Below are 24,213 nucleotides of genomic sequence, written 5' to 3'. Positions count from 1 at the left end.
CGAAGAAGGTTTTTGCAGTATCTTTCGATGGCGACCGCCACGCTGCCTGTACCAGGATGGGCAAAGCGTGTCGCTGCAGTGCCGGACAACGCGTTCAGCTTTGTCTTTCTGGGCGACCTGCACTTTGACAAACTGATGCACCATGACATGGGGTATTTGAAAGACAAGTACCCCAATGACATCCATCAGATCGAAAACTACTCCCGGATCACGAGGGAGAATCTGGCGAGTCTGATGCAGGTCTCCAGGGAATGCGCCAAAGAAACGGATGCGTCTTTTCTTCTACAGATCGGAGACTTTGTCGAGGGCCTCTGCGGCTCGAAAGAGTTGGCGTCGACCCAGGTGAACGAGTTTATCGATCTGGTGGATCGCCAGCAGTTTGGTCTGCCGTTCCTGGCGATCAAGGGAAACCATGACATCACCGGCACGGGAGCCAAGGAGGTCTACCAGGAGATCGTTCTCCCGTGGCAGAGCCGCCAGCTCAATCGTCCCGCGACCACTGCCAACAATATGTACGTGCATAAGAATGCCCGGTTCATCCTCTTCGATTGCTTCAGTGAAAAGGAGAGCCTGGTGTGGCTGCGAGAGGCGATCAAAGAACATAAGAAGTCAGAGGTTCTCTTCTTCTGCACTCATGTTCCCGTTGTGCCTTATGATGCCCGTTCCAATTGGCATGTGTATGTTCATCCCAACCAGGCTACAGAGAGGGAGGAGTTGCTGAATCTCCTGGGAGAACACAAAGCAGTGGTTCTGAGCGGCCACCTGCATAAGACCTCAATCGTTACGCGTAACACTCCCTCGGGGAACTTTGTCCAGATCGGTCTAGGCAGTGTGGTTCCTTCCCTTGATGCGCCGGTCAAAAGCCATCTAAAAGGCCTTGATGCGTATTCGGAAAGACTCGTAGAACTCGAGCCGGACTTTACGCCATCTACGCTCGAACTGAGAAAGCAGATCCTGAAAGAGGAGAAGCCATTTATTCGGCACTACGAGTACGCTGATTTTTGCGGCTACTCATCGGTGCATGTCGGTCGAGAGAACAATGTCTCCATGACAATCTATGCGAATGCATCCAAAACACCGTGGAGCCAGGTAAATATTACCGAGCTGTTTCGAGCGTAAGGTCGTTCTTCCGGCAATCGATTGCAACCTGGCCCGCAGACGAAGCGGGCCAACCTATTTCTGCTGTCCACGGCAGATGAGGGTCGCGGTGTAAGCAGCGCCGAAGCCGTTATCGATGTTGACGACGGTCGTGTTCGGAGAGCAGGAGTTCAACATGGAGAGAAGAGCCGTGATGCCATGAAAGGCAACACCATAACCAACGCTGGTGGGAACGGCGATAACCGGCACGCCCACCATGCCGCCCAGAACGCTGGGCAAGGCGCCTTCCATTCCGGCGCAGGCAATGACTACATCTGCTGTCTGCAACAGAGGACGCTGCGCGAGCAGGCGGTGGATGCCGGCGACACCGACGTCAGTGATGCGTAGAACGTTGCCGCCGAAGAGATCCGCGGTGATGGCAGCCTCTTCCGCAACCGGAAGATCGCTGGTACCGGCGCAGACAACAGCGATGGTGCCGTCATGCCGTGGCTGCTGAGCCTGCCGCAGGGTGATGCACTGGGCGGGAGCGTGATATTCGGCCGCCGGAACCAGCGTCTGCACTGCGGCGAAATGTGTCGCGTCTGCCTTGGTCGCGAGTACATTCACGCCCGAGGCGGCGATGCGCTGAAAGATTGCAGCCGTCTGTTCCGGAGTCTTGCCGGCAGCATAGATCACTTCGGGAAGGCCCGAGCGCAGGGTGCGATGGTGATCGATCTTGGCAAAGCCGGTGTCTTCGAAGGGAAGATGCGCCAGCGTGTCAGCGGCCTGTTCGGAGGAGATGGCGCCGGTGCGGAGCTGTTCGAGAAGTTGAAGCAGAGATTCGCGGTGCATGTGTATTTCCAGGGTGCCTTAACATTTGCGGCGCATAGGGCACCTGCATCGTAAACAAAGACGTTATCGATTGCCGGTCAGGTTCGCCGTAAGAGTCTCAATGGGAAGAATGGCATTCATGCTGCCGCTGCGATAGCCCTGTGTATCGAGCGTCACGTACTGGAAGCCGGCGGTGCGGACGGCGGTGGTGATGCTGTCGAGTGCTTCCATCGACAAAGCGCGGGGAAGTTCTTCACGCGCGATCTCGATGCGGGCGAGTGTGCCGTGATGCCGTACACGAACCTGCAAAAAGCCAAGGGCATTGAGCGCATCTTCTGCGGCTTCTACCTGGGCCAGAGCCTGCGGCGTGACCTCACGGCCATACTCCAGCCGCGACGAGAGGCAGGCTGACGCAGGCTTATTCCATACAGAGAGATTTGCGTTGCGAGCCAACGTGCGAATCTCCTGCTTGCCGAGTTGCGCGGTCGCCAGCGGAGCCGTTGCCCTGTGCATTGCGGCAGCGCGCTGGCCCGGGCGGAAGTCACCGTTGTCATCGAGGTTGCGGCCATAGGCGATGGTGGCGATGCCAAGCTCCCGGCTAAGCTCTTCCATGGCATGGAAGAGCTCGTCCTTGCAATGGAAGCAGCGCTGGCTGTCGTTGCGGACGTAGTCCGGCTTCTCCATCTCGCGGGTGTTGATTACACGCAGAGGAATGCTGTGCTGCTCTGCAAAGTCGATCGCCGCTGAGAGATGCTTGCGCGGCAGGCTGGGTGAGTCCGCGATGACGGCCTGCATGCGGTCGCCGAGAACCTGGTAGGCCTCCCATGCCAGATAGGCGGAGTCGACGCCCCCGGAGTAGGCCACGAGGAGATGTTCGCTCGTGGCCAGCTCCCGGCGCAGGGTTTCGCGTTTTGCTGCGAGTGTGTCCATATACAGTGACTGCGTTACAGGTTCTTGCCGTAGTCCAGCCGGTTGGGATTATGCAGCTTCTCGGCGGTTGCCCACAGGCCCGCGGAGGGTGTGCTGATGTAGAAGACCTCTTCCCCGTCGGGCATGGTATTCCAGCCTTCCTTCATGATGGCAGGGTCATAGCGCTTCTGCATCTCGGCACAATCGGCGTAGTTGTAGCCAACCTGCTCGATCTCTTCTTTGCTGAGATGGCCGGGAGCGTAGGTGATGGTGAAGCGGTCTTCGCTGGAGCCATGGATCAGGTGAGCCACGCCGTGCGGAATCTCCTGCATATCGGCTTCGGTCTTGTAAAGCGAGAGCGTGCGCGGTGTTCCCTTATAACCATACTTGCGGATCAGGGCGTCGACCTCGGGCTGCTCGCCAAAGCGCTCAACGCCAGGAGCGATGATCAGCAGCTCACCACCGTCCGCGATCGCCATGCGGGTGCGGTAAACAGCCTTGTTGGCGACCCAGGTCGCGCGGAACTCATCAGCCTGCATGACGGCGACGACCTTCTTGATCGGCTTGTCGAAAACGGTGATGTTCTGCTCGCGGCTCTTGCGGGCGGCCTGCAGATAAGTGTCGAGATCGTCGCCGACGAAGATACCGCTGGTGACCAGCTTGTTGTTCGCATCGCGCTGCATCACGATCTGCAGATAGACATCCGGTAGATGTTTCAGCAGGTTCTCTTCCGCCCAGTTATAGGTGGCGCGCAGTGGAGTGATCAGGCAACCCAGGTTGTTCTCAATGCCGTAGACGGCGGCCGCGATGTGCGAAGCGCAGATGGTTTCCTTACCGCCAAGGCCGATGAAGTAGTTCTTGTTGTGGTTGGCGAAGCCAAGCACTTCGTGTGGCACCACGTGGCCGATGTTGATGATGAGGTCCCACTGCTGGTCCATCAGCACAGAGTTCAGGTCAACGGGAATCTCCCAGTCGGCGGCGCCCTGGGTGGTCTCCTTTACCAGCGAGGCAGGGATGGTGCCGATATGTGTGACGCCATTGCGCCAGTCATGAGGCAGAATGCGCTCGTGCGGAATATCACCGAACATCCACTTGTTCTCGGCTTCTGTATGAGGAACATGCTGGCCGAGGGTCGGAATCACCAGCACATGAGCGTCGGGAAGCGCCTTGTAGAGCAGTTCCGTGATCTTGCCGGCGCCGGAGTGCGCGCGGGTGAGATCCGGAGGAAGCAGCAGAACGCGCTTCAGGTCCTTGTTGATGCGCGTACGGGCTTCGGTGAGAAGGCGGTCAACGGCGGATTGGATCTGCGCTTCGGTGAGGGCATCACCCTCAATGGAAAACCACGGCATGGGTTGTTTCGTCTCCTGTGGGGCGGCGGTGCGCCTGCCTCAATGATTTTAAGGATGTCATAGTTGTCTGACCAATTTCAAGAATTGGTCAGACAGGTTGAGAAGATCTGGGTTTTCGGGACGATTTTTTAGGACGTGTTGCCTTTTCCGGCTGACCGGCGAGGATGTCTTCCACATGGCGAAGGTGGTTGCGCATGGCGGCGCGGGCCGCTTGCGGATCACGCGCTTTGATGGCGGCGAAGATCGCCTGATGGTCGCGCAGCGTCATCCGTTGATGATGCTGCAGTCCGGCAAGATGTGAGAGGGAGTGGAAGATGGGCGAGAAGATGCCCGCCCACAGGCTATCCACAATACTGGCGAGAACGTTGTTGCGCGCTGCTTCGGCGATGGCGACATGGAAGTGGCGGTCGGTGATCTGGGCGTTCTGTCCGGCCGCATCGAGCGCCTTCATCTCCTGAATGGTGGCCTCGATCTGTTTGAGCTGTTCGGCCGAGGCGTTGAGTGCGGCATCTGCGGCAATCTCGCCCTCGATCAAAAGACGAGCCCGCAGTAGCTCGAAGGGGCCCGGACCGGCGTCGAGCAGCAACGGAACCTGATGTGGCGCCTGGCGGATATAGGCTCCGGAGCCAACGCGGATCTCAAGCTGGCCGGCGATCTCCAGCGCTATCATTGCCTCCCGGATAGTTGGCCGGGAGACATGGAGGCGGCGGGCAAGATCTTTCTCCGACGGGAGACGCTGCCCCGGCTCAAGGCGATGTTCGCGGATGTAGGCGGAGATCTGTTCTGCTACCCGCTGATAGAGCCGCGGCATGGGATGGCTATTGGAGGACATGATTCGCCACCATGGTACGTGATGGAGGAGCGAGAACCGTTTTTCTGAAAGTTTGATCGATTTTCATGGAACCACTCAGATACTTTGCGCGTATGCTCATTCCGGAGGTACTTCCGCCGTCGGAAGGCAGTCTGTCTGTGCTGCTTCTTCGAGACCCGCGAGAAGATCTTACGTCCCCTTTCGGTTGCAGTTTTCCGGCGCTCTTGCAAGGCAGTATGCGCGTGTGATGTTGCCACGTGCAGGCTGCCATGCGTTTGCGCCCTATTTCTACTTGTCAGGAGTTCTTTGTTCGATGAAACACGTTGTGATTGCCGCTACACCCGTCCCAGGTCATTTCAACCCCATGATGGCGGTCGCCGAGCATCTGGCCGCGAATGGATATCGCATTACCGTACTGACCGGCGAGATCTACCGGAACCGTGTGGAGGCTGCCGGTCTTGGTTATGTGCCACTCACCGGAGCCGCCAACTATGACATGCGCCATCAGGATATTTACTTCCCGGAACGCAGCAGCGTCGAGCCCGGCCTGGCGCAGATTACCTATGACATGCAACGCGTCTTCGGTGACGCTATTCCCGAGCAGTACGTTGCGTTGAAGCACCTGGTCGATACTGAGGACGTCGACGTCGTCATGGCAGACCTGTTGTTCATGGGAATCTTTCCCTTGGTGATGGCGCCCCGGGCGGAGCGGCCGGCGGTCGTCTCCTGCGGCATTGTGCCGTTCATGTGTCGCAATCCGGAAGTTTCGCCGTTCACCGGGCCGGACAGCTCCCCCGAGGGTCTGCTGCGCAATGCGGAGCACAACGCGCAGATCGCCGCGGCGCTGCAGCCTGCGACCGATTATGTGAGCGACAGAATCGAAGCCTGCTGCGGCCGGCGTCTGGACACCTTCCTCTTCGATGAGCTGTATGCGCGTCCGGATCTGTTTCTGCAGTTCACCACCTCGGCCTTTGAGTTCCCGACGAAGGAACTGCCAGGGAACGTCGTCTTTGTTGGACCGATGATTCCGAAACACGATGACGTCGAAACTCCGTCATGGATCGACTCGCTTGACCCGGCAAAGCCTGTTGTCTTCGTAACTCAGGGAACGATTGCCAACTACGACTTTAACCAGTTGTTGCAGCCTGCCCTGGATGGTCTCGCCCATGAGCCGGTGCAGGTAATAGCAACGGCCGGCGGCGGTGATGCCAGCGGTGTGCGCGTGCCTGCGAATGCCCGTCTGGAGAGTTATCTTTCGTACGCTGCCATTTTGCCGAAGACCGCCGTCTTTGTGACCAACGGAGGCTACAACGGTGTGCAGATGGCCTTGCGCGCGGGCGTGCCTCTGGTAAGCGCCGGAGCATCGGAGGATAAGCCCTTTGTCTCGGCGCGGGTAGCTTGGAGCGGCTGCGGCATCGACCTGAAAACAGGGACACCGACCGCGGAGCAGATTCGCGATGCGGTACGCACCGTTCTGGCGGAGAGCAGTTATCGCCAGAAGGCGCAGGCGATGAGCTGTGCCTATGAAGGCTGCGACGCGCTGCAGAATACGCTACTGGCAATAGAGCCACTGCTGCATGGTTCTATCGTCCAAGAAGAGGAGATGGCGGGTTTTATCTATCTGTAAATACGAGATGCCCCGCATCTGCAGTCTCAGATGCGGGGCATCGTCGTTTCCGTCATGGATGCGAGACACTATCGCCGATAGAGATCTAGTTGCAAACCTCTACTGGCAGCGAGAGACGTATCTCGCGGAGCAGCTCCGCGGGGTGGATTGGTTTGTGCAGCAGCTCGAAGTCGTAGCCCCGGTTTCGAGCTGACTCCAGGAGATCCACGGTGCCGGCTTGACCAGAGAAGAGCAGCACCTTGCAGGGAGTGATCTTTTTCATCGCGATGGCGAGCTCTATGCCCGAGAGATAGGGCATCATCACATCGCTGAGAAGGAGATCCGGTGGCATGATCAGGGCCATTTCCAGTGCGCGACGTGGATCGTTGAAGTCGCAGGTGGAAAAGCCCTGCTGCTTGAGAATAGTTGCAAGAGACCTGGAGATCATTGGTTCGTCGTCAACAACGAAGATAAGCGGACGATTTTCATTCGTCATCTGCTTCACCTCGATTCTTTCGATGAGCGCTGCCTGCAAATACAAAGAAGCAGCGAAAAGAAGTTCAACGGCATAGGAGAACCGCTACGAATGGGCTTGCCAAGGATGAGAGGTAGCAGAGGAACAGTCGTAACCAGATTGTTCGAGTGCGAAATAGTTTTCACATCTCCTCAATCATGGGTCACATTCTAGCCCTTCCTGGTTGTTTCTGGTCAATGACCGTTAGGCGACGTTGCCCGTAGGCAATAGCGATTGAACCGCGCATGACGCCAATATGCGTCACCTGGACCTATCGCCGGATTGTTCTTCGACACCCAAGGCGACGATACGCCGGTCGTCGTCATTCTCTTTCCGAGGGAAGTGAAATTCTGGTGGATAAAAAAGCCGGGCGCTCTGAAGTGGGCGCCCGGCCGTTCTGCAGGGGGAACTATGCAGCTTTTTCGGCATAGGGATTGACGCGATCGGCAATGCTGGTCAGCAGATGATCGGCGTGTCCCTCTTCCTTGATGGTTTGGTCGAGGAGTTGTGCCGGAGTGCTTTCGCCCAGAATCTGGGCGAAGTGACGAACAGCGCCGTAGGTGGCAATTTCATAATGTTCGACGCGCTGGGCTGCTGCAATGATGGCGGCATCGCGGACGGATTCGTCCGAGGCGTCTTTGATCATGTCCTCCGCTTCTTCCACTAAGGCCGCCAGAGCCTTGCATTTGACTGTCTCCACTTCGCCGGTTGTCTGCTGCAGAATCTCCTCCAGACGGGTGACCTGAACCTCCGTTTCCTGCAGGTGAGATTGAAGGGCTTGTTTGAGCTGAAGATCACTGGCTTTCTCAATCATCTTGGGAACCGCTTCTGTGATCTGCCGCTCGGCGGAAAGCAACATCTGAAGTTGATTGATATAGAGTTCGCGAAGATTGGCGAGGTTTGCCGAAAAGAATTTCATGGAGATCCTCCTTGGTTTCAGTGAAGGTGACTAAGCCGCATTTTGTTTGCTGAGCGAGGGTTCGAGCTTGACCTTGATCCACCCCGGCTCATGGCGGACAAAGGAACGATAAGCGTCGATAGCAGACTGGATTGGTGCTTTCTGGGTGAGGAACTGCTCTGGGCGAATCACCCCGCTGCGAACAAGTTCAATCATGTCCGGCATGTAACGCCGATGGTTGCAGTTTCCTGCACGGAGAGTCAGATTTTTCTCCAGGATTTGTTCAATAGGGAAGCCCTGGACTGCGGATGAATAGACGCCGATAACGGAAACGGTTCCCGCCTTTGCAACCGATTCGATGGCCCATTTGAGAGCCTGAGAGGGCGCTCCGCCAGGTTGAAAGGCTTCGTCCTGCGGAAGTCCCTGTGGCGTAGTCGCCTGAAGTTCGCTTTGCAGCTCCCGCACGTTGTTTTTCCGGGATGCCGGCCCTCGCGTCGCCGGAGCTGCGTCCACTCCGACCGCATCGATCGTTCTGTCTGGACCGGAGCCGTCTGTCAGGTCCTTGAGCACAGCGATGGGATCCTCCCGATCGAAGTTAATGATCTCGGCGCCGCGTTCGCGTGCCATCTCCAGGCGCGAGGGTACATTATCAATGGCGAAGACCCGGCCGGCCCCGAGATGCTGGGCATAGGTGATAGCGAAGAGACCGACGGGGCCACAGCCGAAGATGGCGACCGTGTCGGATGGGGTAATCTCGGCCATGACGGCCGCCATGTAGGACGTCGGAAGAATATCCGACATCAGTACGGCCTGATCGTCGGTGATCTCTTCGGGAAGCCTCACAAGAGTCGCGCCGGCATACGGTATGCGCGCAAACTCGGCCTGCAATCCATCCAATCCACCGGCTGCCTCAGGTCCTCCGAAGAAGACTGTTCCGGCGGAAGGTCCGTTGGGATTTGCGACGTTGCACTGTGAGTGATATCCGGCGCGGCAATAGACACAACTGCCGCAGCCAACGGTGGAAGGAACAACGACTCGATCTCCCTTACGAAGATTACGGACGGATTTGCCGACCTCTTCGACAATTCCAACAGCTTCGTGGCCCAGAATGCGGCCCTCTTTCATGCCAGGAAAGGTGCCCCGCACAAAATGGAGATCGGTTCCGCAGATGGCGCTGGAGGTAACCCGGACGATTGCATCCGTGGGCTTCTGGATTTTTGGTTCAGGTACATCTTCAAGAGCGACGTTGCCGACGCCGTGGTAGATAACGGCTTTCATAGGCTGCTCCAATCGTGTCCGTTATAGTGATTTATCAATCCAGTCGGGACAGCAGACGGTATTGATTTAGGGAGAGTTGCCTCGCGATCTTTCTTTTTGGCGAAATGCATCCCATCGTGCCAACTCCGTGAATAGTTTTCTGCGTCCATGTGAGATCGAAGGCCATATCGATGGAGGCAAACAATGACGAAGGAAAAGGAAAATGATCCGCGCAATCTTGGTCCGAAACCGCCTTTTCCAGAACAACAGCAGGGCCCGCCCGGGTCGGTGCGGAAGCTCGATCCTCCTGCGGATCACGGCGAAAGCTCCTACAAAGGGACTGGAAAACTGCTGGAGAAGGTCGCGATTATTACCGGCGCGGACAGCGGTATTGGGCGCGCGACCGCCATCGCATTCGCGCATGAGGGAGCATCCATCGTGATGTCCTATCTGCCGGAAGAAGAGGCGGACGCGAAAGAGACCGCGGCGATGATTGAGGCTGCCGGTCGAACCGCCATTCGAATGCCAGGCGATATCGGGTCACCGGAGTATGCTGCATCGCTGGTTGAGACAGCATTCGAGAAGCTGGGGCGTTTAGACATCGTCATCAACAACGCGGCTTACCAGATGACGCATGAGTCGATAGAGGAAATAACGCCGGAAGAGTTTGAGCATACCTTCCGAACCAACGTCTTTGGCCTGTTCTATTTGACCCGTGCAGCCTTGCCAAAGCTAAAGCCGGGGTCATCCATCGTGAACACGACGTCGATTCAGGCATTTGAACCCAGCGAGGGACTGCTTGCTTATGCCGCAACCAAAGCTGCAATCGCGAATATCACCAAAGGGCTGGCCAAGCTGGCGGCAAAAAATGGTGTGCGGGTGAATGCGGTCGCTCCCGGACCGGTATGGACTCCATTGATTCCGTCGACGATGAGTCCGGAGAAGGTGAAGAACTTCGGCGGCAATACCTTATTCGAACGCCCGGCGCAGCCGGTAGAGCTGGCTCGTCTATTCGTTTTCCTGGTATCAGAGGACGCAAGCTATATGTCTGGTGAGGTTTACGGAGCGACTGGAGGACGTACGCCTCTGTAAGGAGAGGACGATAGAGCATTTCCCTGGAGGTGTAGTTCGAGCGAAGCTCGATCTTTTTGTCATTTCGTAGCGATCGGGGTCCCCAGTCAGCTTTGCTGCCTGGGGTAAAGCTGAGCGGAGAAATCTGCTTCTCTACCAATACCGACTGGGATATGGAAGAGATGCCCCACCCATCGCGATTCACCCCAGCGAACCAAGTTCGCCGGGCACCCCGATACGATGGATGGAGCGCCCAGTGTATGGGGTGATTCGTGAAGGACCTGCTTTTCGGCGCTTCAGCAACAACTCTTAATGATTTATGTCGTGAACTTCAGGCGACTGGACACTAAGGATGAACTGCGAGCGTAACGCTCTCCGGAGTAATACTGTTCGCGCCGGTCAGAGTCTTACCCTTGGCCCATTCAGGAGATTTCATGGCGAGCTGGTACTTCACCGGAGTGCCGCTGAGAGTGGCGGTCGCGATCTTCGTCTTCTTCCCGATGATGAGGTCGACGGTCGAGATCTCCGTCTGGCCAAAGGCAGGGGTGAACTGTAGCGTCAAACCGTGATCTTCGGCACGAATTGGAGCGTAACGGATCTTCTCAATGGCCCAGTTGGTTCCGTCATAGGTAGCCTCCATGGTCTGTTTCACCATCGGATTGTTCTCGACCGAGATGGTGTAGTGCGGAGCTGCAGCCTTTTCAATCTTGAGGGTGATGGAGCGGCCGCTCTCCTGTGTGAGTTGCCAGGCAGCGCCCTGTTTCAGTTCGCTGGGAGCTGAGGCGATATTGAAGCTCTCGTTGCCGGCCGCGAGCACGGCCGTCGTGGCCGAATGCGTCAAAGCTCCATGCCAGGCTACGAAGTAGGGAGGCCTGGAGATCTCCTTCCACATCTCAGCGACGGAGGTTTTGTCACCAACGACAATGGCGGAACCTTCACCGGCGACAGCGGATTCTTCCCGATAAGGAAAGACAGGTAACTTGGCTTCGGCGACAGCGGTGAGACCGCCACCCTGCTGCAGGACATCTGAGCCCTGAATGAAGCGCCACTCGACCGGTGTACCGTCATTGAGGCGAAGACGAAGATCGAAGGTTGCACCGTTCACCTCGCTGTCAGGCTTTGTGAACTCAATCTGTGTGAGATACGCCTCACCATCCTGCGCTTTGGCGATCGCTACAAGCTGGGGCTGATTGGCGAAGTGGATGCGCTTGCCGCTCGTACGGCTGGTCACGATGAAGTCATAGAGCGGCTTACCGTTGTTCTCGTCGTAGTCAAGCTCAACCATGGTGTAGGGAACCTCCGGACCAGTCCACTGCACGAACTGTTCGGGCCAGTAACGATAGCTGATCATCAGGCCAGAGATCGGAGGAGCGATAGCTGCCTGCTGTGCATGCACGACGGTCATGGCGGGGATTGCGGCGACAATGGCGGAGATGATCAGAGATGCGATGCGATTCATGAGAGGTCTCCTTGCAAAGATTGTTAGAAGTTGTAGCGGAAGCCGAGTTCAATGCGACGTCCGGCATCTGAAGCGTAGGGCTTGAGGAAGAGCGGCGAGCCAAGAACACTTCCGACTGCGGTTACGTTCGTGTGGTTCAGCAGGTTGGCCGCACGCGCATTGAAGGTGATGGTGCGAGCGGAGTCTTTCTTCGAGAGCGCAAAGCTGCGGCTGAGGTTGGTATCGAGCTGTACCGACCATGGGAGAGTAGCGGCGTTGCGCGGGAAGACTCCGGTTCCACCCGCAGCGGTCAGCAGGCCGAAGGGCGTCTGGTATGCATTCGCAGTCGAGGTGGCGTACTGCGGGCGCTCATTGAAGATGCCATCACCGTTGGCGTCGAGGCCGGTGGTGAGATTGAGCGGCGCACCCGAGGTCGCGTTGAAGACATTGCTGACCGTGAACTTCTTCGGCAGATTGACCTGGCTGATGCTGATGATGCGGTGTGTATTTGTCCATGTAGGACGTGCCAGCTCGCCGGCTTTGCTGAGGTTTGATTGCTGGAAGGTGTTCGGGCCATCAGCGTCGCCGCGTAGATCCATACGCACATAGCCGAGGAAGATCTGGAAACGGCGCAGGCTATGCTGATCCACACCAACGAACATGACATTGCCGTGCAAATGACCGGTCTGCTGATACTCAAGGATGTTGGTGTTGGCCAGTGAGGGACGAGGTCCGGTGGGCTGGTTGTTGAGCGGAGCATTTACATTCCGCGAGCGCATGGTGTCCCAGGCACGCACAATGTAGAGGTTGCTCTGAACATGCCAATGGCCGGGTAACTCGTACTCTGCGCCGAGGTGCGTCTGCAGGGAAGGTGTCTGCATCACGCTGCCTGCAAAGTTACGAAGCGTGTGGATCGGCGTAGCTCCCGTGAAGGGCGCGCCGTAGTTGGCAAAGTAGATGATGCTTTGCTGCTGGGTGATACCGTTCAGCCGGAGTGTGACTCCTGTCGTGTTGGTATCGATGGGGGAGAAGAAGAGACCGGCACGTGCGCGCAAGATGAGCCTCTGCTTCTTGTCTGCCGACCAGGAAATGCCGGCGCGAGGTCCGAGGTTGGAGAAGGTAGAAGGCGAGGTCTGCAGTGCATAGCGCATGCCAAGAGCGATCTGGACGCGAGATGTCAGCTTCCACTGGTCCTGCGCGAAGAGCACAAGGCGAAGCTGGTTGAAGTCGACAGTAGGCGAGCCCTGGTTAACGGTGTAGGTGGTTGCAGTGCCGCCGGCGAGCCCGAGCATCGCGCGGCGGTACTGCTCCAGGCCACCAATCGTGCTTCCTGCTACAGTAGCGCCGCTGAAGACGTAACTCCCGTTGAAGGTGTCGGGCTGATTGAGATGCTCGATGTTGTCGATCATCTGCAGGCCGAGCTTGAGCGCGTGCTTCTTGCTGCTGAACAGGACGTCGTCATCGATCTCGGTGACCTTCTCGTGGCTGGCGAAGTACCCACCGGTGTATCCGCCTGCGGTGAAGGCCCCCGAAACCTGCAGGGCAGCAGCGGTGGAGTGTGGCGTGTCATCGCGGTTACGCCACATGAAGCTCGCACGCGCCTCGTGCACGATGCGGGGAGAGATGGTCGTGACATTGGTGACCCGGATAATATGTTCGGCCTGTTGACTGTCGTAGCCGGCCTCCGGAAGCACGGTCCCACCGACGGCAAGATTCCGCAGCGAATTCACGTTGGCGGTATAGCTGAGCGTGAAATTGTTCTTCGGCGAAAGCATCATACCGACGCGAGCACTTGCAATCCACAATCGCTGTGGCGTTGGGACGTTCTGATTGATGATCTGCTGGTTGCCCAGGGTATCGAGGCTCACGGCATTGACGACGGCGAAGTCGTCGATGTCGCGCTTTTCCAGAGAGAGCGTGAAGTCGCGCTTCTTAGAGAGCAGAGGGCCGGAGAGATCGAAGCCGTAGCGGCGTTTGCCGATGGCGGCGCGACTGGTAGCGAATGGATCGCGTGCGTTGAACAGCGTATCGGAGTCCGTGAGAAAGAGCGAGCCGTGGTACTTGTCCTGCCCAGGCCGGGTGATGATCTCGATGCGTCCGCCTTCATAAGGAGGACGCTCGTATTCCGCGGAAAAGAGGTCGGGATTTACACGCACGAAAGCGATAGACGACTTGGGAGGCATACGGCTGCCGTTCTGGAAGCCGTCTACCGTGATGGTCGCTGCTCCAGGAGCACCGCCGGAGACAGCGGCGAGCGCCTGCAGCTGACGCTGCAGGTCGTCGGGATCGTCAGCCATCTGTGCGAGGTCCTGGCGATTGAGGGTGCGCGATCCGGCAGCTTCGTTTGCGCTGGTATCGAGGCCGGAGCCATCGATCTGCGCATCGACCGCCGTCGTTACGGTCTCGGGCTTCAGCGTGATATTCAGCGTTGCGGCGCCCGGCAGAATGATCGTCTGTGGTGCGAAACTGACGGCCTCGACCAGCAGCGTATGCTTCCCGCTGATGCAGCCTAAAGAGAAGTGCCCCTGAGCGTCGGAGACGATCGCTGGATTGGCATCTACTGTCAACGTGGCATCCGGAATCACCGCGCCGGTAGTATCACGTACTGTACCCGTGACGGGTGAGCATTGCTGCGCGGCGAGGGTACCAGCGAACAGAAGGCAGAAAGCTGAAAGCTTGAAGTGCATCGCGGTTTCTCCTTGACGAACTCAAGCATCGCGGAGCGCGGAAGGGGAAAACAGTGTGAGTTGTCAGGCGGAAAACATGACATTTGTCAGCATGACAAATGTCATACGCGAAGAATGACATCCGGCACTGTTGCCGGCGGAGTATCAACGCGATGCTTGAGGAGTTTGAAGACGATCTCTGGGAGGTGCAGCGATGGTTGCAGTCGAAGAGAAGAGTGCGGTGTCTGCCCCGGCGGTGGAGGTGGCTTACTTGCGAGGAGCGACCAAGAGCTACGGCGCGCATCGCGCCCTGGATGAGGTATCGCTTTCCTTGTCGGCCGGGGAGGTGGTTGCTCTGCTGGGGCCGAACGGCGCGGGAAAGACAACCGCAATCAAATTGCTGTTGGGGCTGCTTGGTCCGGATGCCGGTGAGGCTCGAGTCTTCGGCGGAAATCCCCGTGACCCGGCGACACGGACCCGCATCGGCGCAATGCTGCAGGTAGCTCGCGTTCCGGAGACGCTGAAGGTGAAGGAGTACCTCGACCTCTTCCGCAGCTACTATCCCGCTCCGCTGTCCGTTGAGCATGTCGTGCGCGTTGCCGGTCTCGCCGGCATTGAAGATCGCCTGTTCAGCCAGCTAAGTGGAGGCCAGAAGCAGCGTCTGCTGTTTGCCTTGGCGATCTGTGGGGATCCTGACCTGGTTTTTCTCGATGAGCCCACGCTGGGCATGGATATTGAATCACGCCATGGACTGTGGCAGCAGGTGCGCGATCTGGCTGCCCGCGGAAAGACGGTGCTGCTGACAACACACTATCTGGAAGAGGCCGACAGCCTGGCGAGCCGCATTGTGGTGATCAACAAGGGAGCGGTGATTGCCGAGGGGACACCGGCGCAGATCAAGTCGAGGGTCTCGGGACGGACGATCAAGTGCGTCACTTCGCTGGATGAAGACCTATTGCGGCGCCTGCCCGGCGTTACCTCAGTGGAGGTGAAACACGGAACCACGATCGTGCGTTCCGCGGAGGTCGAAGATGCTGTGCGCCAGATGCTGGCGCTCGATACGGGACTCCACAGCCTTGAGATCAGCAGCCCTGCACTGGAAGATGCCTTCCTCGCATTGACCAAAGGAGAGTAGCAATGACGACGATGACCGTAGCACCCCGTTTTCCGTTGTACCGCAAAGAGGCAAAGTACGAGTTTCTGCGCCTGCTGCGGGCTCGCACCTTTACCCTGGCGACCATCGGCTTTCCGGTGATGTTCTATCTGCTCTTCGGTGTGGTCAACAGCAGGGGACACGAAATTTTGTCAGCGAGCAAGTACCTGATGGCGACATATTCGATCTTCGGTCTGGTCGGTTGTTCGCTCTTTGGCATCAGTGTGACGCTGTCGAATGAGCGCAATCTGGGGTGGCTGGAGGTGAAACAGGCCAGCCCTATGCCGGCTCCGGCCTACCTGGTGGCAAAGCTGCTGACCGCCTTTGCCTTCGCGACCATTATCTTCGGGCTGCTGCTGACCCTTGGTCTGACGATGGGCCATGTGGTGATTACAGGCGCGGAGATCCGCAACCTGGCGCTGACGATTCTTGGCGGGGTGCTGCCGTTTGCCTCCATGGGATTGATGCTGGCGATGGTGGTGCCTCCGCAGGCTGCGCCGGGCATTCTGAACCTGATCTATCTGCCAATGAGTTTCTGCTCCGGCTTGTGGATGCCGATATCCGTGCTGCCGCACTGGCTGCAGACGGTTGCGCCGGTCTGGCCGACGTATCATCTGGCGCAGATTGCACTGGGCGGCATCGGGTTTGGCACCCAGGGTTCGGTGACCGGCCACATAGCTGCGCTCGCAGGATTTACCGTATTGATGCTGGGGCTCGCAATAGTGCTCTTCCGGCGGAATGGCGCAAAGAGTTAAGGTGATGTCAGGAGAGGCTGCGGTGGTCGACTGCAACGAGAAGAACGACAGTGAAAGACTGGAGCAGGCGCTTCGGGAAAAGAAATGGAAGGAGCGTAAAGCGAGGCGTTTCTTCCGTTATATCTCGCTGACCTACACCCTGTTTTTCCTGATCGATCCAATTCTCAGCCACAAACGCGCCTCCTGGCTTGCGTTGGCCATTGCATACCCCATCTTCCTGGCCTCGTTTATCGTCGCAGCCGAGACCAGGGGCCGCACGCGGTGGATCGCGTATACCGTGCTGTTTGCGGTGGGCTATGTGTACATGCCGTTCAACGCCAGTGCCTCTGGATTATTCGTCTATCCGGTGGCGATGCTGCCGTTCATGCTGAAGAGGCCGCGGAAAGTATTGGTCGTGATGGGCGCACAGGTCTCCGGCATGTTCCTGGAGATGGCGGTCTTCGGTCTGAGCCGCTGGGCGGTTTGCGTCGGAGTCTTCTTCGTCGTGGTCATCACGCTAACGAATCTGTACTACGCGGAGCAGGAGTGGGCCAACGCAAGGCTGAAGCTTGCCAATGAAGAGATCGAACATCTCGCGACAGTTGCCGAGCGGGAGCGTATCGCCCGCGATCTGCACGATCTTCTGGGGCACACCTTGACGGTGATTGCCTTGAAAAGCGAGTTGGCCGGCAAACTGATTACCAGCGATCCCAATGCAGCGGCATCCGAGATTGCCGAGATTCAACAGACCTCGCGTAAGGCACTGGCCGAAGTACGCGAGGCAGTACTTGGCTATCGCTCGCAAGGGCTGAATGCCGAAATCGACCGCGCACGTAAGGCCCTGGCGACGGCCGGCGTCAAGCTGGTCTGCGATGGTCTGCCGAACGAACTGCCCATCGCCGAAGAGACGGTACTATGCCTGGCGGTGCGGGAGAGTGTGACCAACATCATGCGTCACTCTGAGGCTACTGAGGTCTGGATGCAGTTCCGCTTTCGTGATGGAAGGCTGCACGTGACGGTCGCCGATAATGGCAAAGGCGGAATCAAGGAAGAGGGATCAGGGTTGCGCGGTATGCGGGAGCGTGTGGAAGCACTGGGTGGGCGGTTGTCGATCCAGTCTGAGGTTGGCACTCAACTGACGATCGATCTGCCGCAGGGTGCGGCTACGGCATGATGAAGATTGAGGTACTGCTGGTCGAAGACCAGGGCATGGTTCTGGGAGCTCTGGCGGCTTTGCTGAACACGGAGCCGGACATCACGGTGTCGGGCACGGCCGGTAATGGCCGTGTTGCTTTGGATCTTATGGCGAAGAAGCCGCCACAGGTGCTGGTCACTGATATTGAAATGCCGCAGATGACCGGTCTCGAGTTGGCGGCGGAGGTGAAAGAGCGCTTCCCGAAGACGCGTGTGGTGATTCTGACTACCTTCGCTCGTCCCGGCTATCTGCGCCGCGCTCTCGATGCCGGAGCACAGGGTTACCTATTAAAGGACCGCCCCGCAGCCGAGCTGGCCGAAGCGATTCGCCGGGTACATCGCGGTCTACGGGTCGTGGATCCAGATCTGGCCGCTGAGGCATGGACGGCGGACCCCGATCCTCTGACGGACCGCGAGCGGCAGATTCTGCAGCGCGCCGGGGACGGAATGTCTACTGCCGATGTGGCGCGGGAGTTGGGGTTGAGTGAAGGCACAGTGCGGAACTACCTATCGGAATCGATCGCGAAATTGGGTGTCTCCAACCGCATCGAGGCAGCCCGCCTCGCGCGCTCTAAAGGCTGGCTGTAGATAGCCACTTTTGCCTTCCTACACACTTCAGGTTTTAGCAGGCAGCCTCGGCTGCCTTTTTTCTTTGTCATTTCGTAGCTCCCGAAGGGAGCGGAGAAATCTGCTTCTCGTCCATCTATTTTCCTTTGCGCAAACGTTTTCATCCTTGATCCTCTATGCATCTTTATGCATATCCAAGTAAAATCTTCGACATGAATCGCAGAGAGATGCTGAAGGCCGGCGGCGCCGCCATGGTTGCCGGGATATCGACAAACGGTATAGCTGCACCGGTACAACCGGCAACGAAGGTCGAGCGCTGGGATGTCTTTGAAGTCACTTTGAATGGTCCGAAGGAAGGCAATCCCTTCCTGGACGTCTGGGTGAGAGCCATCTTCCGCAAGGGCGGCCGCGAGATGACCATTGAGGGCTTCTACGATGGTGACGGTGTTTATAAGGTGCGCTTCATGCCCGACTCTGTCGGAGTCTGGAGCTACAGCACGGATAGCAATGCTCCCGGACTGAAAGACAAGACAGGCTCCCTGGAGGTGAGGCCTGCGGCCGGGAACAATCACGGTCCGGTAAGCGTCCGTGACACCTTTCACTTCGGCTATGCCGACGGCACACCGTACTATCCGTTCGGAACGACCTGTTATGCCTGGGTGCACCAGACCGAAGAGCGCGAGCGGGAGACGCTGGCAACGCTGAAGACAGGACCATTCAACAAGATGCGCATGTGCATCTTCCCCAAGTGGTACCAGTACAACCACGGAGTCCCACCGCGCTTCCCATTCCCGCGCCAGGGCGAGACGAACGACTACTCCCGCTTCAATCCGGAGTACTTCCGCCATATCGAGCAGCGCATTCTGGATCTGCGGGCGATGAACATCGAGGCCGACCTGATTCTCTTTCATCCATACGATCACTGGGGCTTCCAGGAGATGCCGGCAGAGGTGGACGACCGTTATCTGCGATATGTGATTGCGCGCTTTGCGGCGTATCGCAACGTGTGGTGGTCACTGGCCAACGAGTTCGACCTGATGAAGAAAAAGAACTCCGGTGACTGGGACCGCTATGCGGAAATTGTGACTGAGAACGATCCGTATGGTCATCTGCGGTCGATCCACTACAGCAAGGCTCCATATGACTACAGTCGTGTCTGGTGTACCCACGCCGGTGTGCAGGACTACGCCTTCGATAAAGCAGCAAGCTGGCGCTCGTCGTGGCGCAAGCCTGTGATCTTCGATGAATGCATGTATGAGGGCAATATCAACTCGCGCTGGGGGAACCTCTCAGGCGAGGAGATGACGCGGCGCTTCTGGCTGTGCATCGTTGCTGGCGCCTATCCCGGTCACGGAGAGACCTATGTCACTGAAGGAGATATTGAGAACGATAAGGCTGTGCTGTGGTGGTCGCATGGCGGCACGCTGAAGGGAACAAGTCCCGCCCGCATCGGCTTTCTGCGAAAGATCGTGGAAGAGACCGCTGCGGCCGGTGGAAATCAGATCGGATTTACCCAAATCGAGCCTCCGTACTATCCGAGTGCGAAACGGAATCAGGACGAAGCATTCCTGTTCTACTTCGACTTCCATGAGCCGCTCTACTATGACTTTCCTCTGCCGGAGAAGGACAAATACCGCGCGGAGTTGATCGACCCCTGGGCCATGACCATAACGCCGGTAACCGGAGAGTTCAGCGGGAAGAGCCGGGTGAAGCTGACCGGTAAGCCTTATATGGCAGTCCGGTTCACACGGATATAGGGGCAGAAGGTCTATTTTCAAAAGAGCTTCTCTCTCACAGAGAGGCTCTTTCTTTTTAAGACCGCACTTGATTTATGTCTTATACCTGTTTACTCTAGGGGTGTTTGAGATATGCCTATGGCGAATCTTAAGAAAACAGAACAACGCGATCTGTTTCGCGGCGCATTGGAGATGATGATTCTTCGCTCGCTGATGGATGAGCCGATGCATGGCTATGCCTTGGTGCAGCACATTAAGCAGAGGTCCAATGAGCTTCTCCAAGTGGAAGAGGGTTCTCTCTACCCTGCATTGCAGCGGTTGCTCAAGGCAGGTCTGGTGAAGGCGGAGTGGGAAATCTCTGCCTCTAAGCGCAAGGTACGTACGTATCGCATTACGCAGGCCGGCAAGAGGCACCTCGAACAGGAAGTATCCAGTTTTGAACAAATGCTCGAAGGAATCACACGGGTGCTTTCTCCCTTGGAATCATAGGAGCGTCGCATGATCTGGATCAAACAGCTACTAACTCGAAAAAGCATCTACGACGATCTCGCCGAAGAGATTCGGCAGCACATCGACGAGAAGACCGAAGCTCTGATCGCGGATGGAATGAGCCGTGAAGAGGCGGAGCGTGCGGCAAAACGTGAGTTCGGCAACGTGACACATATCGAGGAGCGTGGACGGGAAGCCTGGATGTGGCCGCTGGTAGAAAATCTATGCGCGGATACGAAGTTCGCCTTCCGGCAGATTCTGAAGAATTTTGGATTTGCTTCGACCGTTATTCTGATTCTGGCGCTGGGTATAGGCGCGACGGCAGCTATCTTCAGCCTTGTGAATGCGGTGCTGTTGCGGCCACTGCCATTTCCTGAACCGGATCGGCTGGTGTGGCTTAGCCAGCAAGACCATTCAGCGCCCGGAGTTGTGCCGGAGTCGCTCAGCTATCCGGATTACTTTGACTGGCGTGTACAGAACCACACGCTGAGCGGAATGGCTTCCTATTTGGGCGGTGGAGTCACGTTTCAGCATGACGGTACATCGCAGCATCTCGATGCTCAGTCTGTCTCCGCCAACTTCTTTGATGTGCTGGGTGTTGCTCCCATGCTGGGCAGAGACTTCAATTGGGAAGATGAGAAACCCGGCCATCATGTTGTCATGCTGAGTTATTCCTTCTGGCAGTCTGAGTTCGGTTCGGCGAGAGATATCGTCGGCAGAACCATCCAGATCGATGACCGCAGTTATACGGTGGTGGGAGTTATGCCGAAGGGATTTCAGTTTCCCTTTGAACATCCCACGCCTGCTTTTTGGAGGTCACTTTCCGGGGATGCGGAAGGCAAAAATCCCAAGACAGAACAGCGCGGATTTGACGTCCTCGATGTAATCGGCAGGGTGAAACCTGGTGTCACCATCGATCAGGTGAAAGCAGATCTCAGCTTGATCGCGGACAATCTCGCCCGGCAGTATCCAGACAACAATAAGCAATACAGCTCTGCCCTGGTTGAGCCGGAGCTTGAGCACATGACCGGAGATACAAGGCCGGCATTGCGCATGCTCTTCGGGGCCGTAGTCCTGGTTCTGTTGTTGGTCTGCGCCAACGTTGCCGGTCTGCTGCTTGCACGCGGCTCACGTCGTAGTGCGGAGTTTGCGTTGCGCGCGGCCATTGGGGCAAGCCGCGCAGCTATCCTGCGGCAATTGTTGATGGAGGCAATCGTGCTTGCACTCTGTGGCGGCGCGGCCGGAGTAGCGCTTGCTGTCGGTCTTGTAAGAGTCTTCCTTCAGCTCATGCCGGTTGAAATTCCACGCATGCAGGGAGCCACGGTCGATGCAGGCGTGCTCGGCTTTGTCCTCATCCTATCGCTGGTTACCGGACTTCTCTTTGGTGTATTTCCGGCATGGCGCATATTACGTTGGGCTCCGGCCAACGCTCTGCGCGAGGGAGCTCGCAGCGTCGCCGGTGGTAGAGGTCAACATCGACTCCACAATGGGCTTGTCATCTCTCAGACGGCGATTGGAATGGTGCTGCTGATTGCCTCGGGGCTGATGATGCGTAGCTTCCTTCGCATTCTGAATGTCGATCCCGGATTCAATTCGAGGCATGTCCTTACCGGCCGCGTAGGTATCTCGTTTGACAAGCTGAATCGCGACCAGCACGTTCTTTTTTATCAGCAGTTGCTCACACGTCTCTCAGCAGTCCCCGGCGTTCAGTCCGTGTCGGCAGGATGGCCGCTACCGATGAGCCACAACTCAGCCAGTATCTCGTTCAACATTCAAGGCCATCCGGTGGCGAAGGGGGACGAGCCGAGTGGGGCATTGAGCGTCATCATGCCTGGCTACCTGGAGACGATGCAGATTCCCCTCATCGCGGGACGCAGCTTCGGCACCCAGGACGGTCTTACCGGGCCGCCAACCATCCTCATTAATCAGGCCTTCGCGAGGAAATATTTTCCGCAAGAGAATCCCATCCGTCAGCACATCCAGGTTCGCATCGGCGACGGCTTCTTTGAGCAGCCCATTCGTGAGGTCGTTGGTATTGTCGGTGATATCAGAACCAAAGCGTTGAGCGCGGATGCCGAGCCGCAGTTCTATCTTTCTTACGCGCAGGCAGTTGTGACGAATCCGTATCTGGTAGTTCGCACCAGTACAGATCCGGCTGCAATGGAGAGAACTATCTATGCGGTAATTCATGATCTTGACAAGAATGTGCCTGTTTACCAGGTCTCTACGATGGAGGACTATCTCTCGAAATCAGCGGCACAGCCGCGTTTTCAAGCATTCCTGCTGACCGGTTTTGCGGGAGTTGCGTTAGTTCTGGCGGCAATCGGATTGTATGGGTTGCTTTCCTACATGGTTACACTGCGTACTCTGGAAATCGGCTTAAGGATGGCGCTTGGGGCGCGACGGGCTGACGTTCTGAGGATGATTGTTCGTCGAGGTTTGCTGCTGTCATTGGCCGGGGTAGGGATTGGGCTGGCTGTTTCCGCCTTGCTGACCCGCTTAATGGAGGGAATGTTGTTCCACATCCGGCCGATCGACCCGATAACGTTTGCACTGACCGCGGCATTGTTTTTAATGGTCAGCATCGCGGCCAGCAGCATGCCTGCCTATCGAGCCGCGCGCCTTGACCCTATGAAGACCTTGCGGGATCAGTAGCTCTTCCTCTGCCTAAGACGGGTACGGTACTCCACTTCTGCGCACAACCGTCTAAGAAAGATGCCATGACGCGCAGACTGCTCCTTTCCCTCGTCCTCAGTTCTTCGTGTGTGTGGTGTGCGCAGGTATTAATTGCCCAGGACTCGCCTAAGCCGATTCAGGGCGTTGGCGCGAAACTTGTCCATGTACCGACGGTGGTGCATGACAAGAAGGGTGCGCTTATCCTGACCCTGAAAAAAGAAGATTTCATCCTCAAGGTCGACGGCAAGCCCCAGGAGATTCGTTATTTCAGCAATGACGCCAACCTGCCGTTAACGTTGGGGCTTCTGGTGGATGTCAGCGGCAGTGTCGCCAGCCGGCTGGACGATGAGCGGCGCGCAAGTTCGGCATTCCTGGACGACATGCTCACCTCGAACGATGATCGCGCGTTCGTCATCCAGTTCGGTCACAAGGCCGACCTGTTGGCCGATCTGACGCATGAGCGGGGCAAGCTGCAGGAAGGCTTGAAGCAGCTCGAAGGCGACCGGCCCGGAAGCGGTAGCGGTCCTGGCGATAGGGGGCCGGGAGATCGGGGTCCTGGAGATCGAAATGGGGGGCCTCCGCCCGACGACGACCGCCAGGGATCGCGGAGCTTCTTCCAGTTTCCCGGCGATGGCGGCGGCCGCAGCGGCCGTCGCGGCGGGCAGGGAGGCAGCCAGGGTGGACGTGGCGGCTTCGGCGGTGGTGGAACGGTGCTGTACGACGCTGTCTTTCTGGGAAGCGATGAGCTGATGAAGAAGCAGACCGGGCGCAAGGCGCTGATCCTGCTGACTGACGGTGAGGACCGTGGCAGTAAGGTAACGCTGGCGCGCTCCCTGGAAGCTGCGCAACGTTCCGACACCATCATTTATGCGATCTACTACAAGGGTGACGAGAGCCGCGGACAGCGCGGCTTCGGCGGCGGACCTCGCGGCAGCTGGCCAGGCCCAGGTGGCGGAGCGGGGAACCGTAACGGAGATGGCAAGAAGGTATTGGAACGTATGACCCAGGAGACCGGGGGGCAGGTCTTCGAGGTCAGCAAGAAGCATCCGGTCGACGAGATCTATAAGGAGATCGCCCGCGAGCTCCGCAGCCAATACCGCATCGAGTTCACCCCGGACCAGGCGACCGGCAGCGACGGCTACCACCAGATCGATCTGACTACGAAGGACAACAAACTCTTCGTGCAGACGCGCGACGGCTATTATGTCGGCGAGCCTTCGCGGTAGAGCATCTTGCG

At 57.6% G+C, this 24,213-nt stretch carries 20 protein-coding genes; 11 read left to right on the top strand and 9 right to left on the bottom strand.

The features are described from left to right. Positions 1 to 27 precede the first annotated feature (27 nt). On the top strand, positions 28 to 1,119 hold the full coding sequence (locus OHL21_RS13305; protein ID WP_263417767.1) for a metallophosphoesterase family protein: 1,092 nt from the start codon (positions 28 to 30) through the stop codon (positions 1,117 to 1,119). Positions 1,120 to 1,173: 54 nt separating this feature from the next. Here the strand turns inward: OHL21_RS13305 and larB are convergent, their stop codons facing one another. The 4 genes from larB to OHL21_RS13285 form a co-directional block, all read right to left on the bottom strand. Beyond that, the gene (gene larB, locus OHL21_RS13300) at positions 1,174 to 1,929 is read right to left on the bottom strand and encodes a nickel pincer cofactor biosynthesis protein LarB (protein ID WP_263417766.1); all 756 of its coding nucleotides are present in this window, start codon (positions 1,927 to 1,929) and stop codon (positions 1,174 to 1,176) included. Between the two features lie 63 nt (positions 1,930 to 1,992). Continuing rightward, positions 1,993 to 2,838: an ATP-dependent sacrificial sulfur transferase LarE gene (gene larE, locus OHL21_RS13295; RefSeq protein WP_263417765.1), complete on the bottom strand. Its 846-nt coding sequence runs from the start codon at positions 2,836 to 2,838 to the stop codon at positions 1,993 to 1,995. A 14-nt stretch (positions 2,839 to 2,852) separates the two neighbouring features. Continuing rightward, entirely contained in the window at positions 2,853 to 4,166 is a 1,314-nt protein-coding gene (locus tag OHL21_RS13290) for a lactate racemase domain-containing protein (protein WP_263417764.1), read from the bottom strand. Between the two features lie 88 nt (positions 4,167 to 4,254). After that, positions 4,255 to 4,998 (bottom strand): FadR/GntR family transcriptional regulator, encoded by a 744-nt coding sequence (locus tag OHL21_RS13285; protein WP_263417763.1) that lies wholly within the window; start codon positions 4,996 to 4,998, stop codon positions 4,255 to 4,257. Between the two features lie 292 nt (positions 4,999 to 5,290). Between OHL21_RS13285 and OHL21_RS13280 the strand changes: the two genes are divergently transcribed. Further along, positions 5,291 to 6,604 (top strand): glycosyltransferase, encoded by a 1,314-nt coding sequence (locus OHL21_RS13280; RefSeq protein WP_263417762.1) that lies wholly within the window; start codon positions 5,291 to 5,293, stop codon positions 6,602 to 6,604. An 85-nt stretch (positions 6,605 to 6,689) separates the two neighbouring features. Here OHL21_RS13280 and OHL21_RS13275 read toward each other — a convergent pair whose 3' ends face one another. From OHL21_RS13275 to OHL21_RS13265, 3 genes are all read right to left on the bottom strand, one after another. Further along, positions 6,690 to 7,079, bottom strand: a complete 390-nt coding sequence (locus tag OHL21_RS13275; protein WP_263417761.1) for a response regulator — start codon at positions 7,077 to 7,079, stop codon at positions 6,690 to 6,692. Positions 7,080 to 7,506: 427 nt separating this feature from the next. Continuing rightward, the gene (locus OHL21_RS13270) at positions 7,507 to 8,016 is read right to left on the bottom strand and encodes a ferritin-like domain-containing protein (RefSeq protein ID WP_263417760.1); all 510 of its coding nucleotides are present in this window, start codon (positions 8,014 to 8,016) and stop codon (positions 7,507 to 7,509) included. Between the two features lie 30 nt (positions 8,017 to 8,046). Continuing rightward, on the bottom strand, positions 8,047 to 9,273 hold the full coding sequence (locus OHL21_RS13265) for a zinc-dependent alcohol dehydrogenase (RefSeq protein WP_263417759.1): 1,227 nt from the start codon (positions 9,271 to 9,273) through the stop codon (positions 8,047 to 8,049). 183 nt (positions 9,274 to 9,456) lie between these two features. Between OHL21_RS13265 and OHL21_RS13260 the strand changes: the two genes are divergently transcribed. Continuing rightward, the gene (locus OHL21_RS13260) at positions 9,457 to 10,344 is read left to right on the top strand and encodes an SDR family oxidoreductase (protein WP_263417758.1); all 888 of its coding nucleotides are present in this window, start codon (positions 9,457 to 9,459) and stop codon (positions 10,342 to 10,344) included. Positions 10,345 to 10,669: 325 nt separating this feature from the next. On the opposite strand, the gene OHL21_RS13255 is transcribed toward OHL21_RS13260, so the two are convergent. Both OHL21_RS13255 and OHL21_RS13250 read right to left on the bottom strand, forming a co-directional pair. Further along, the gene (locus OHL21_RS13255) at positions 10,670 to 11,782 is read right to left on the bottom strand and encodes a hypothetical protein (RefSeq protein WP_263417757.1); all 1,113 of its coding nucleotides are present in this window, start codon (positions 11,780 to 11,782) and stop codon (positions 10,670 to 10,672) included. Between the two features lie 23 nt (positions 11,783 to 11,805). After that, positions 11,806 to 14,448, bottom strand: coding sequence for a TonB-dependent receptor (locus OHL21_RS13250; RefSeq protein ID WP_263417756.1), 2,643 nt, complete (start codon positions 14,446 to 14,448; stop codon positions 11,806 to 11,808). 193 nt (positions 14,449 to 14,641) lie between these two features. On the opposite strand from OHL21_RS13250, the gene OHL21_RS13245 reads away from it, so the two are divergent. The 8 genes from OHL21_RS13245 to OHL21_RS13210 all read left to right on the top strand — a co-directional run bounded on the left by OHL21_RS13245 (position 14,642) and on the right by OHL21_RS13210 (position 24,202). After that, positions 14,642 to 15,562, top strand: coding sequence for an ABC transporter ATP-binding protein (locus tag OHL21_RS13245; protein ID WP_263417755.1), 921 nt, complete (start codon positions 14,642 to 14,644; stop codon positions 15,560 to 15,562). 2 nt (positions 15,563 to 15,564) lie between these two features. Next, positions 15,565 to 16,335 (top strand): ABC transporter permease, encoded by a 771-nt coding sequence (locus OHL21_RS13240; RefSeq protein WP_263417754.1) that lies wholly within the window; start codon positions 15,565 to 15,567, stop codon positions 16,333 to 16,335. Further along, on the top strand, positions 16,319 to 17,488 hold the full coding sequence (locus tag OHL21_RS13235; RefSeq protein ID WP_263417753.1) for a sensor histidine kinase: 1,170 nt from the start codon (positions 16,319 to 16,321) through the stop codon (positions 17,486 to 17,488). Before OHL21_RS13240 ends, OHL21_RS13235 begins: the two co-directional genes overlap by 17 nt. Then, positions 17,485 to 18,096 (top strand): response regulator transcription factor, encoded by a 612-nt coding sequence (locus tag OHL21_RS13230; protein ID WP_263417752.1) that lies wholly within the window; start codon positions 17,485 to 17,487, stop codon positions 18,094 to 18,096. The genes OHL21_RS13235 and OHL21_RS13230 overlap by 4 nt, the downstream gene beginning before the upstream one ends. A 191-nt stretch (positions 18,097 to 18,287) precedes the next feature. After that, positions 18,288 to 19,832 (top strand): DUF5060 domain-containing protein, encoded by a 1,545-nt coding sequence (locus tag OHL21_RS13225; RefSeq protein WP_263417751.1) that lies wholly within the window; start codon positions 18,288 to 18,290, stop codon positions 19,830 to 19,832. Positions 19,833 to 19,949: 117 nt separating this feature from the next. Next, positions 19,950 to 20,300 carry a PadR family transcriptional regulator gene (locus OHL21_RS13220; RefSeq protein WP_263417750.1) on the top strand — a complete coding sequence of 117 codons (351 nt, stop codon included), beginning with the start codon at positions 19,950 to 19,952 and terminating at the stop codon, positions 20,298 to 20,300. A gap of 9 nt (positions 20,301 to 20,309) precedes the next feature. Next, positions 20,310 to 22,955 carry an ABC transporter permease gene (locus OHL21_RS13215; protein ID WP_263417749.1) on the top strand — a complete coding sequence of 882 codons (2,646 nt, stop codon included), beginning with the start codon at positions 20,310 to 20,312 and terminating at the stop codon, positions 22,953 to 22,955. Positions 22,956 to 23,020: 65 nt separating this feature from the next. Next, positions 23,021 to 24,202, top strand: coding sequence for a VWA domain-containing protein (locus OHL21_RS13210; protein ID WP_263417748.1), 1,182 nt, complete (start codon positions 23,021 to 23,023; stop codon positions 24,200 to 24,202). Positions 24,203 to 24,213: the final 11 nt, after the last annotated feature.

The sequence above is a fragment of the Terriglobus albidus genome, assembly GCF_025685425.1.
GTDB lineage: Bacteria > Acidobacteriota > Terriglobia > Terriglobales > Acidobacteriaceae > Terriglobus > Terriglobus albidus.
The sequence above is the reverse complement of the archived record's forward strand: the minus strand, read 5'-3'. Positions and strand labels throughout refer to the sequence as shown.